The 10,705-nt window shown below is 67.1% G+C and carries 9 protein-coding genes and 1 pseudogene; 3 read left to right on the plus strand and 7 right to left on the minus strand.

Going from position 1 to position 10,705, the window contains the following annotated elements; translation table 11 throughout:
- Positions 1 to 47 precede the first annotated feature (47 nt).
- A pseudogene (locus QH196_RS27435) lies at positions 48 to 143 on the plus strand (ABC transporter ATP-binding protein); the annotation flags it as partial.
- A gap of 128 nt (positions 144 to 271) precedes the next feature.
- Here the strand turns inward: QH196_RS27435 and QH196_RS27440 are convergent.
- Both QH196_RS27440 and QH196_RS27445 read right to left on the minus strand, forming a co-directional pair.
- Complete coding sequence (locus tag QH196_RS27440) at positions 272 to 1,450, minus strand: sensor histidine kinase (RefSeq protein ID WP_280418733.1); 1,179 nt, start codon at positions 1,448 to 1,450, stop codon at positions 272 to 274.
- A gap of 242 nt (positions 1,451 to 1,692) precedes the next feature.
- Complete coding sequence (locus QH196_RS27445; protein WP_280418734.1) at positions 1,693 to 2,142, minus strand: hypothetical protein; 450 nt, start codon at positions 2,140 to 2,142, stop codon at positions 1,693 to 1,695.
- Between the two features lie 288 nt (positions 2,143 to 2,430).
- Here QH196_RS27445 and dnaE point away from each other — a divergent pair, with 288 nt between their 5' ends.
- Complete coding sequence (dnaE, locus tag QH196_RS27450; RefSeq protein ID WP_432278094.1) at positions 2,431 to 5,976, plus strand: DNA polymerase III subunit alpha; 3,546 nt, start codon at positions 2,431 to 2,433, stop codon at positions 5,974 to 5,976.
- Between the two features lie 327 nt (positions 5,977 to 6,303).
- Here dnaE and QH196_RS27455 read toward each other — a convergent pair whose 3' ends face one another.
- The 3 genes from QH196_RS27455 to QH196_RS27465 form a co-directional block, all read right to left on the minus strand.
- Positions 6,304 to 6,621 (minus strand): WXG100 family type VII secretion target, encoded by a 318-nt coding sequence (locus QH196_RS27455; RefSeq protein ID WP_280418735.1) that lies wholly within the window; start codon positions 6,619 to 6,621, stop codon positions 6,304 to 6,306.
- The gene (locus tag QH196_RS27460) at positions 6,618 to 7,127 is read right to left on the minus strand and encodes a YbaB/EbfC family nucleoid-associated protein (protein WP_280418736.1); all 510 of its coding nucleotides are present in this window, start codon (positions 7,125 to 7,127) and stop codon (positions 6,618 to 6,620) included. The genes QH196_RS27455 and QH196_RS27460 overlap by 4 nt, the downstream gene beginning before the upstream one ends.
- A gap of 158 nt (positions 7,128 to 7,285) precedes the next feature.
- Entirely contained in the window at positions 7,286 to 7,900 is a 615-nt protein-coding gene (locus QH196_RS27465) for a class I SAM-dependent methyltransferase (protein ID WP_280418737.1), read from the minus strand.
- A gap of 86 nt (positions 7,901 to 7,986) precedes the next feature.
- Here QH196_RS27465 and QH196_RS27470 point away from each other — a divergent pair, with 86 nt between their 5' ends.
- Positions 7,987 to 8,154, plus strand: a complete 168-nt coding sequence (locus QH196_RS27470; RefSeq protein ID WP_280418738.1) for a DUF4236 domain-containing protein — start codon at positions 7,987 to 7,989, stop codon at positions 8,152 to 8,154.
- A 4-nt stretch (positions 8,155 to 8,158) separates the two neighbouring features.
- Here the strand turns inward: QH196_RS27470 and QH196_RS27475 are convergent, their stop codons facing one another.
- Together QH196_RS27475 and QH196_RS27480 are read right to left on the minus strand one after the other, a co-directional pair.
- On the minus strand, positions 8,159 to 8,884 hold the full coding sequence (locus tag QH196_RS27475) for an amino acid ABC transporter ATP-binding protein (RefSeq protein WP_280418739.1): 726 nt from the start codon (positions 8,882 to 8,884) through the stop codon (positions 8,159 to 8,161).
- A gap of 3 nt (positions 8,885 to 8,887) precedes the next feature.
- The gene (locus QH196_RS27480) at positions 8,888 to 10,687 is read right to left on the minus strand and encodes an ABC transporter substrate-binding protein/permease (RefSeq protein ID WP_280418741.1); all 1,800 of its coding nucleotides are present in this window, start codon (positions 10,685 to 10,687) and stop codon (positions 8,888 to 8,890) included.
- Between the last annotated feature and the right edge of the window lie 18 nt (positions 10,688 to 10,705).

Raw genomic sequence — 10,705 nt, forward strand, 5'->3', positions numbered from 1 at the left:
CCGGAATAGGGTGCATCCATGACAGCCGCGATCGATATCTCCGGTCTGTGAAGAAATTCGGCCGCACTCGCGCCCTGGACGGTCTCGACCTGCAGGTCTCCGCCGGTGAGGTGCACGGTTTCCTCGGCCCCAACGGGGGCGGGTATAGGCCCGCCGCGCACTTTCCCCGGCACCGGGAGGCCGGGCGGGGGCAAGCGGGGCAGTCGATTTCCCGGTGTGGAGGCCGGACCCCGTTCTGTGAGGGTGAACGGGGCCCGGCCTCGTCCGGTGCTCAGGGCCGGATTCCGGGGCGGAACTTCGGTACTCGCATACTCACTTTCGTGCCCGCCCCCGGCGCCGTATCGACCACCAGCCCGTAGTCGTTGCCGAACGCGGCGCGTAACCGATCGTCCACATTGGCCAGTCCGATATGCGGTGCCTCGCGCATATCGCCGGCGGCATCCAGCGTCCCCGACCGCAACACCTCGGGGTCCATTCCGGCGCCGTCGTCCTCCACACTGATCAGGCAGTCGGTACCGGCGTCGAGCGCTTCGATGGTCACCGTGCCGCCCCCGGGCCGGCCCGCCAGCCCGTGCCGGACCGCGTTCTCCACCAGCGGCTGCAGCGCGAGGAACGGTAGTGTCACCCCCAGCACTTCCGGCGCGATCCGCAACCGCACCTGCAGCGCCGGCCCGAACCGGGCACGTTCCAGCTCGAGATACCGTTCGATATTGCTGAGTTCATCGGCGAGCACGGTGTATTCACCGGCCACCCGGAACGAATAACGGGTGAAATCGGCGAAATCGAGGATGAGTTCGCGGGCCCGCCCGGGATCGGTGCGGACGAACGAGGCGATGGTGTTGAGTGCGTTGTAGATGAAATGCGGGCTGATCTGCGCCCGCAGCGCCCGGACCTCGGCCCGGTCCAGCCGGGCCCGGGACGCATCCAGTTCGGCCAGTTCCAGTTGACCGCACGCATAGCGGGCCACCTCGGCCAGCGCGCCGAGGGTACCGGGGCCCGGCCGGGCAGAGGTGACCATACCCAGCGCTCCCGCCACGGCGTCGCTGTCGGTGAGCAGCGGCTGCGCCACCAGTGTGCGGCCCGGACGCTCGGGATCGGGCAGATGAACGAGTACCGGCCGCTGACCCGCGATGGCTTCGCGGACGGCCGCGGTGAACTCGTCCTCCGCGACGTGATGCGCGCCATCCCATGCCAGGAGTGCACCGTCGGGATCGGTCACTCCGAGCCCTTCGGCCCCGACGAGCGCCCGCAGATGCGGGACGGCGTCGAGGGCCGAGGCGGCAGTGAGCCCGCGGCGCAAGGACCGGGCCGCCAGCGAAGCAGTGTGGAGTGCCGCATGCACCGCGCGTTCCGCGGGCGTGGTGACCATCCGCCTCGGCCGGGCCCAGACCAGCAGCGCCACCGCGAGCAGCGCCGCGGAAGCACAGATCGCGACGACGGTCGCGGCCATCCGGCCACCCTTTCTCTCCTGCACCACCGCCGGCTCGCCGGCCGGGGCCGGTCATCGTCTCACGCTTCCCGCAGCAACCGCCATTGCTGCGGGAAACCTTCTCCGGAGGCGATAACCGGCCCGGGCCGGCGAGCCGGCATACGAGGGGACCGGTGAGTCGGGGAGCGGGGTCGGCCGGGAGATATCACCGGCTGGGTAGGCCGGTCCTGACCAGTGCGCTTCGCGCTATCGGGGGCCGCCGCTCACCCCCGGTACTCGGTGACGGTGAAGTCCACCGAACCGGGTTCGGGTACGTGCGCCGCGCCGACCGTGACGGTCGCGGTGAACCGGCCCACGCCGGGGTGGAACAGCGCAGAGCGCCCGTCGTTCATCCAATGCCCGGGCCCGTTCGCGGTCCGGGTGACCGATCCGGTGGCCCCGGTATCGAGATTGCGCCAGTTCAGCGTCACCGGCAGGGTGCACGGCCCGACGCCGAACATGATGGTCGAAACGGTGAAAGCCGCGTGCTCGGGATAGGCGTCGCCGGTGACCGAGGCGTCGAGCTGGGCGACGCAGGCGCCCTGGGCGAGCGAATAGACGGGCTGGAACGAGCCGCCGTCCGCCGCCGCGGGTGCCGCGGTGGCCGTGAGCACCCCCACCGTCAGCGCCGTCGCGGCCGCCGGGAGGGCGAACGCGGTCGTACGTGCTGTCATCGTTCACCTCGCTGGGTCGTTCGTGGGCTTTGCGGGGTCGATCCTCGGTGGTCCGGGCCGTGGTGGTGCAGGTGGACCTCCGAACCTCCGGTTGATCCGATCGTGACGCGGCCCGACCCTACCAGCGTCCGGCCGCGCCGGTGGCCGATTCGGCGGTGCCGCAAGGTCACCGGGGAAGCGACACGCCGGTTCCCGCCTGGCACGCCGATCCGGGGGCGAAGCTGTCGGTGCGTACGCATAAACTCGCTACACCAACCCCCGCCGAGCCACTGGGAGGAAGGACAGATCTTGGCCTCGTCCGGATTCGTTCATCTGCACAACCACACCGAGTATTCGATGCTCGACGGTGCCGCCAAGATCTCGCCGCTGTTCGCCGAGGCCGATCGCCTCGGTATGACCGCGGTCGGGATGACCGACCACGGCAATATGTACGGTGCCGCGGAGTTCTACAACTCGGCGACGAAGGCCGGGATCAAACCGATCATCGGCATCGAGGCCTATATCGCGCCCGGCTCCCGGTTCGACACCAAACGTATCCAATGGGGCGATCCGAGCCAGAAGAGCGACGATGTCTCGGGTTCGGGTGCCTACACCCATATGACCATGGTGGCCGAGAACGCGACCGGCCTGCGCAACCTGTTCAAACTGTCGTCGCTGGCCAGTATCGAGGGCCAGCTCGGTAAATGGGCGCGGATGGACGAGGAGCTCATCGCCGCGCACGCCGAGGGCATCATCGCCACCACCGGCTGCCCGTCCGGCGAGGTGCAGACCCGGTTACGGCTGGGGCACGAGCGCGAGGCGCTGGAAGCCGCCGCGAAGTGGCAGGAGATCTTCGGCAAGGACAACTTCTTCCTCGAGCTGATGGACCACGGTCTGTCCATCGAGACGCGGGTGCGCTCCGGCCTGATCGAGATCGGCAAGAAGCTGGGTATCCCGCCGCTGGCCACCAACGACTGCCATTACGTGCACGAATCCGATTCGACCAATCACGAAGCGCTGCTGTGTATCCAGACCGGTAAAACGCTGTCGGATCCCAATCGGTTCAAATTCGGCGGTAGCGGCTACTTCCTGAAATCGGCCGCGGAAATGCGGGAACTCTGGGATGCCGAGGTGCCCGGCGCCTGCGACAACACGGTGCTGATCGGCGAACGCGTCGAATCCTACGAGGAGATCTGGACCCACCGCGACCGGATGCCCAAATTCCCGGTCCCCGAGGGCGAGACCGAGGCGTCGTGGCTGCGCAAGGAGGTCGCGCGCGGGCTGGAGTACCGCTTCCCGGACGGCGTTCCGCAGAAGTATCTCGACCAGGCCGATTACGAGATCGGCGTCATCCTGGAGATGGGTTTCCCGGCCTACTTCCTGGTCGTCGGCGACCTCATCAACCATGCCCGCGAGGTCGGTATCCGGGTCGGTCCCGGCCGTGGGTCGGCGGCCGGTTCGCTGGTCGCGTACGCACTCAAGATCACCAATATCGATCCGCTTCCGCACGGTCTGCTGTTCGAGCGGTTCCTCAACCCCGAGCGCGTATCGATGCCCGATATCGATATCGACTTCGACGATCGCCGCCGCGGTGAGATGGTCCGCTACGCCACCGAGAAGTGGGGCAGCGACCGGGTCGCCCAGGTGATCACCTTCGGCACCATCAAAACCAAGGCGGCCATCAAGGATTCGGCCCGAGTACTGTTCGGGCAGCCGGGTTTCGCGATCGCCGACCAGATCACCAAGGCGCTGCCGCCGCCGATCATGGCCAAGGATATCTCGGTGGCCGGGATCACCGATCCCGAACACGAGCGGTACAAAGAGGCCGCCGAGGTCCGCACCCTCATCGAATCCAATCCGGATATCGCCAAGATCTACGACACCGCGAAGGGCCTGGAGGGCCTGATCCGCAACGCGGGCGTGCACGCCTGCGCGGTGATCATGTCATCGGAGCCGCTCACCGACGCCATCCCGGTATGGAAGCGGGCTCAGGACGGCGCCATCATCACCGGCTGGGATTATCCGTCCTGTGAGGCCATCGGCCTGCTGAAGATGGACTTCCTCGGCCTGCGCAACCTCACTGTGCTCGGCGACGCGATCGACAACGCCAAATCCAACCGCGGTGTCGATATCGACCTCGACGCGCTGCCGCTGGACGATCCGAAAACCTTCGAACTGCTCGCCCGCGGTGACACCCTGGGCGTATTCCAGCTCGACGGCGGGCCGATGCGCGACCTGCTGCGCCGTATGCAGCCCACCGCCTTCGAGGACATCGTGGCCGTCGGCGCGCTGTACCGCCCCGGCCCGATGGGCATGAACGCGCACAACGACTACGCCGACCGCAAGAACGGGCGCCAAGAGGTCAAACCGATCCACCCGGAACTCGAGGAGCCGCTGAGCGAGATCCTCGGCGAAACCTACGGTCTGATCGTCTACCAAGAGCAGATCATGCATGTCGCCCAGAAGGTGGCCGGGTACTCGCTCGGACGAGCCGATATCCTGCGCCGCGCGATGGGCAAGAAGAAGGCCGAGGTCCTCGCGCAGGAGTTCGAGGGTTTCGAGAAAGGTATGCAGGAGAACGGTTTCTCCAAGGCCGCCATCAAGGCGCTGTGGGACACCATCCTCCCCTTCGCCGGATACGCGTTCAACAAATCACATGCCGCCGCCTACGGCCTGGTGTCGTACTGGACCGCCTACTTCAAGGCCAACTATCCCGCGGAGTACATGGCCGCGCTGCTCACCAGCGTCGGCGACGACAAGGACAAGGCCGCGGTGTACCTGGCGGATTGCCGGCGCCTCGGGATCACGGTGCTGCCGCCGGATGTCAACGAATCCGAGCACAACTTCACCTCGGTCGGCACGGATATCCGCTTCGGTATGGGCGCGGTCCGCAATGTCGGTACCAACGTGGTGTCGTCCATCATCTCTGCGCGCGCGGAGAAGTCGAAGTTCACCGATTTCTCCGACTACCTGAACAAGATCGATACGATCGCCTGCACCAAGAAGGTCACCGAATCGCTGATCAAGGCGGGCGCCTTCGACGATCTGGGCCATCCCCGCAAGGGGCTCATGCTCGTGCATTCCGATGCCATCGACGCGGTGATGTCCACCAAGAAGGCCGAGGCCATCGGCCAGTTCGACCTTTTCGGTGGTATGGGCGAAGAGGGCGACGAATCCATGTCCTCGGTATTCGATGTGAAGGTGCCCGACGAGGAATGGGATTCCAAACATCGCCTCGCGCTGGAACGGGAGATGCTCGGCCTCTACGTTTCCGGTCATCCACTCAACGGAATCGACCATGTTCTCGCCGCCGCGGCCGATACCCAGATCCCGGCGATTCTCGAGGGTGATATCAAGGACGGTACCCAGGTCACCGTCGGCGGCATCCTGGCCTCGGTGAACCGCCGGATCAACAAGAACGGCCTGGCCTGGGCCTCGGCGCAGCTCGAGGATCTCACCGGTGGTATCGAGGTGCTGTTCTTCCCGCAGGCCTACTCCGTCTACGGAATGGATGTGGTGGAGGACGCGGTGGTGCTGGTGAAGGCCAGGGTCTCCATGCGCGACGACCGGATTTCGCTTATCGCCAACGATCTCGCCGTCCCGGACCTGTCCGCGATCGGGGTGGCGAAACCACTGGCGGTGACGATCTCCACCCGAATGTGCACCCGGGACAAGATCAGCGAGTTGAAGCGGGTGCTCTCCCGGCACCCGGGCACCTCGGATGTGCACGTGCGGCACGTGGGCGCCCGGGAGAAGACCACCCTGCTCAAACTCGACGACAGCCTCCGGGTCGAACCGTCGTCGGCTCTCATGGGCGATCTGAAAGCGCTGCTGGGCCCGGGCTGTCTCACCTGATCTGCGGAGGGCGCGGGCCCGGTGGAGGTCGCGAGACGCGGGGGCGGGTGCCGTGCCCACAGTCTGTCCCGCGGCGCAGTAGTCACCAGCGCTCCGTCGTGTCTGCCCGAGGTGGCCGCGGCGGCGAGTTGCGCCGGTTCGGTGCGCCGGGCCCTTCGGGACAAGCGGGATACTCCACCGGGTATCCCCGACTCCAGCACCTGATCCGGTGCGCCCCCTCTCGGGAAATTCGCGGGTCGCGACCACCTCGCAGGCAGGTGCCGGTCGTCAGTGCGGGCTGCGCTGACAACCCGGCAGCGCCGATGTGGGCGCGGTTCCGGGAGCGTATTACTCGGGGGCTACGGCGTTGAGGGCGGCGGCGTTGGTGTCGTCCTGGTTGCCGAAATTCGTCGCGACGGCTCCGATACCGTCACCGACCCCGTTGACCGCCTGGTTGAGCAGGTTCAACCCGGTAAGACCTTCCTCGGCGCCGGGTTTGTAGGTCTCGGCGAATTTCTGGCCGATCTCGTCACCGCCCCAGCATTCGCCCTCGCCGTTGATCACGCCGAGCGCGGCGTTCACCGCGTCGGCGATCTGATCGGCCACTCTGGCGATGGCGGGACGCGCCGCCTGCAGGGCTTCTTCGTCGACCTTGATCTGGCTCATTTCCCACCGTCCAGGTAGCCGCGGTTGCGGAAGTATTCGTCTTCGTCCTCGTCGTTCATCGGCTCCGCCGGGACGGGATCGGTGACCGGGTCGGGGAAGAGGTTGTCGACTACGGATTTGATACTGGGCATCCCCGGGGCGATATCGGGCAGGTCCGGGATATCGCCGGCCAGCTCTGTGAGCGGCGCCCACGCCTGCCGGGAGACCTCGGTGGCCTGCCGGGCCGCGCTCTGCACGGCTTCGAGGATCGAGCGCCCGAGCTTTTCGGGCGTGGACCGTTTGAATGCCTCCGGCGTCAGCTGCACATCCACGGGGACTCCGGCGGTATTGGCATCGACGCGGACCAGGTTGTCCGCCGACCAGGCCGTCACCGTGGTCGCCGCCAGCCGCTGCTCGACCTCCGCCATTTCCGCGCGCTGCCGTTCGAACGTGGCCATCAGCTCGTCCACGCTCTCCCGCAGGATCTCGCCGGCTGCCTGGGTGGCCGCGCGATCCTCACTACCCATCGGGTTGCCTTTCCTCGTCGTGCGCGTCTTGTCCGCGTCGGGTCCTTTCTACCTTCGACGCGGGCGAGCACCCAATGGTTCCCCTGACCGGGCAGGCAGCACACCCGGCACATCGTTCGCCGGATCCGGTGGCCGTACCCGGCAGGCGCCCGGCCGGTTCACGCAGCCGTGGCGACTCCGAGCGATTGGGAGTCGAGAAACGCGGGCCCCTGTCCTTTGAAGACATCCAGATCGCGGATCTCGAACCCGCCGGCCCGGATGAGGGTGGCGATATCGCGGTTCAGATGGCAGCCGCCGGCGATCTTCTGCTGGAGCGGGTCCAGCCGATGTTGCCAGCGCTGGACCTTCGGGTCCGGGGAAAGCCCGTGTTCGACGAAATGCAGGGTGCCGCCGGGCACCAGGACACGACGCAATTCGGCGAGGGCGGCGTCGATATCGGGGATGGTGCACATGGTCCAGGTCGACAGTGCGGTATCGAAACTGTTCTCGGGAAACGGTAGCCGCTGACCGTCCAGGCCGGCCCGTTCGACCGGCACCCGGGCCTCGGCGAGCCGCCCGGCCGCGAGCTTCCATCCCAGGTCGGCCGGTTCGACGGCGCTCACCGAGGTGACAGTCGCCGGGTAGTACGGCACATTCAGACCGGACCCGAAACCCAGCTCGATCACCCGGCCCGACAGTCCCGAGCACACCCGCTCACGCAGCGGCTCGTTCGCTTTCATCCCGCAGGCAACGTTGACCAGACGAGGTACGAAACGATCGCGGTAGATTCCCACGCTGTCCACTCTGGCACCCGGGGCGAGCGAACGCCATGGGTGAACACCCGGAACCGCTATCCTGGGGCCGAGTCAGGGAGGTCGCCATGCCCATCAGGTTCCGGAAACGCACATCCTTCGGACCGCTGAAGTTCAATTTCACCCAGTCGGGTATGTCCTCGTGGGGGATAAAGATCGGACCGTGGTCGTGGAATTCCCGGACGCGGAAGAACAGCGTCGACCTGCCCGGTCCGCTGAGCTGGCGGCAACGCTGAACACCTACAGCACCTGATCGAGAAAGCGGCGCAGCCGGGGTGTTTCGGCATCGTCGAAGAGGGCTTCGGGCCGGCCGGACTCCACGACCTGGCCGGCGTCCATGAACACCACATGGTCGGAAACGCTGCGCGCGAAACCCATTTCGTGGGTCACCACGATCATCGACATCCCGCCCGCGGCCAGATCCGACATGACCGCCAGGATGCCCTTGACCAGCTCCGGGTCCAGGGCCGAGGTGGCCTCGTCGAAGAACATGATGTCGGGTTTCATGGCCAGCGCCCGCGCGATCGCCACCCGCTGCTGCTGGCCACCGGAGAGATTGGCGGGCCGGGAATCGGCCTTACCGGCCAGGCCCACCACCTCGAGCTGTTCCATCGCCAGTGCGCGCGCCTCCTCCTTGCTCAGCCCGCGTAGTTTGCGCGGGCCCAGCGCGATATTGTCGGCGACCGTCCGGTGCGGGAACAGATTGAACTGCTGGAACACCATCCCGATGCGCTGGCGCAGGCGGTCGGGATGTTCGGCCAGTACCGATTCACCGTCGAGCAGGATATCGCCGGAATCCGGTTCGTAGAGCCGGTTGAGGACCCGCAGCAGGGTGGATTTGCCCGACCCGGACGGCCCGATCACGGTGGTCGTCCGGCCCGCCTCCACGTGGATGTCCACGCCGCGCAGAATCTGGTTGTTACCCAGCCGCAGATGCAATCCGGTACCGGTCAGTGCGGAACTCATCGGCTATCCCCGCCCTTCCGTGATGGTCTGCTGTTCGACCGGGTCGATCGGCTGGTCCGGGCGTCCGGTGCGCATCCGGTGGTCGATGTAGTTCACCAGATGGGTCAGTGGAATGGTCAGCAGCAGATAGACGAGACCGGCCGCGACCAGTGGGGACAGGTTCCCGGTCTGCGCGTTCAGATCGCGGCCGACCGCGAACAGTTCGCGCTGGGTCGCCAGCAGGCCCAGGAAGTAGATCAGCGAGGAATCCTTGATCAACGCGATGAACTGGTTCATCAGGGCGGGCAGCACCCGGCGCACGCCTTGCGGGATCACCACCAGCGTCATCGCCTGCCGGTAACCGAAACCGATCGCCCGGGCCGCCTCGAGCTGGCCGGGTTCCACCGACTGGATACCGGATCGGAAGATCTCACCGATATAGGCCGAGGCGAGCAGGGCCAGCGCCACCGCACCCAGCCAGTAGGGGTTGTTACCGGTGAGCCCGCTGGCGACCGGCCCGATGCCGAGGCCGATGATCAAGATGATCACCACCGCGGGCAGCCCGCGGAAGATATCGGTGTAGATCCGGGCCGGCCAGCGCAGCCAGCGGGTGCGGGCGATCCCCGCGACCGCCAGCAGCATGCCGATCACGGTGCCCAGGATCCCGGAGACGACCGCGAGGATCAGGGTGTTGGGCAGCCCGGTCTTGAACAGCTCCGGGAACGCCTGTTTGTACAGCGACCAGTCGAAGAAGGTGTCGCGCAGCTGTTCCAGCGTGGATTTCGGCGCCTGATCGCTGTGTTGCTGCGGTGCGCGTTCGGCGGCGATCGCCGCGAAATCCGGAAGGTCGGGAGCGGGCGCGGCCTTGGATCCGGGTTTCCAGCCGGGCGGCAGTTCGCGGGGTACCCAGTCGCTGTACAGGCGGGCGTAGGTCCCGTCGGCGATCACCGCGTCCAGGCCGGCATTGAGGGCGTCGATCAGCGGCTGGTTGTTCTTCGCGACCGCCCAGGCCGCGAAATTGTCCAGGCTGAACGAGTTCTCCACCACCGAGGTGGCATCGCCCGGTGCGATCGCGCCGTCTGCCTGCGCGGAGGGGGCGATCCAGGCATCCACCTGGCCGGTTTTCACATTCGCGTAGGCGGTGTTGTAGTCGGGGAATTTGACCGGATCCAGGCCCAGCTCGTTCACCACGTACTCGTCCTGCACGGTGCCCTGCACCACCGCGACCCGCGACCCCGGGCCCAGATCGTCGAACCCGCCGACCGGGCTCCCGTCCTTCACCACCAGCGAGTGGTAGCCGAAGTCGTACCCGTTGGTGAAACCCACCTGCTCGCGCCGGGCGTCGGTGGTGGTGATGTTGGACGAGCCGGCATCGAATCGTTTACCGGCGACCTGGGCCAGCAGGCCGGCGAACTCGGTGCCGGAGAACTTCACCTGCAGCCCGAGTTTCGCCGCCACCGCCCGCAGCAGTTCGTTGTCGAACCCGGTGAACGAACCGGCCGAGTTCACGCAGATACTCGGCGGCGCGTCCGACAGGGTCCCCACGCTCAGCACGCCGGGCTCGATCAGGCCCAGCCGGGAGATATCCACCGATTCGACGGGGAGGGTGGACGCAGTGGTGAACCGGTCCTCGGACCGCCCGCCGGGCGCGCTGAGTTTCTCGGGCGCCGCCGAGGCCGCCTCGAGCCCGGGCGGGGCGCACAGATCACGGGCGGCGGGTGCACCGCCGTCGCCCCCCCCCCCAAGCCGCGCCGGGCACCCCCCCGCGGGCGCCGGGGGCGCCGCGCGCCGCCCGCGCCGGCTGGGCGAGAAAGAGAAACCCAAAAACCCCGGGGGGGGGGC

Source organism: Nocardia carnea (genome assembly GCF_029868325.1).
Lineage (GTDB): Bacteria > Actinomycetota > Actinomycetes > Mycobacteriales > Mycobacteriaceae > Nocardia > Nocardia carnea_C.

Excerpts from the sequence above, each read along its gene's own strand:
- QH196_RS27475 (WP_280418739.1), bottom strand. The coding sequence starts at position 8,884 with ATGAGTTCCGCACTGACCGGTACCGGATTGCATCTGCGGCTGGGTAAC.
- QH196_RS27470 (WP_280418738.1), top strand. The coding sequence starts at position 7,987 with ATGCCCATCAGGTTCCGGAAACGCACATCCTTCGGACCGCTGAAGTTC.
- QH196_RS27460 (WP_280418736.1), bottom strand. The coding sequence starts at position 7,127 with ATGGGTAGTGAGGATCGCGCGGCCACCCAGGCAGCCGGCGAGATCCTG.
- QH196_RS27445 (WP_280418734.1), bottom strand. The coding sequence starts at position 2,142 with ATGACAGCACGTACGACCGCGTTCGCCCTCCCGGCGGCCGCGACGGCG.
- QH196_RS27440 (WP_280418733.1), bottom strand. The coding sequence starts at position 1,450 with ATGGCCGCGACCGTCGTCGCGATCTGTGCTTCCGCGGCGCTGCTCGCG.
- QH196_RS27455 (WP_280418735.1), bottom strand. The coding sequence starts at position 6,621 with ATGAGCCAGATCAAGGTCGACGAAGAAGCCCTGCAGGCGGCGCGTCCC.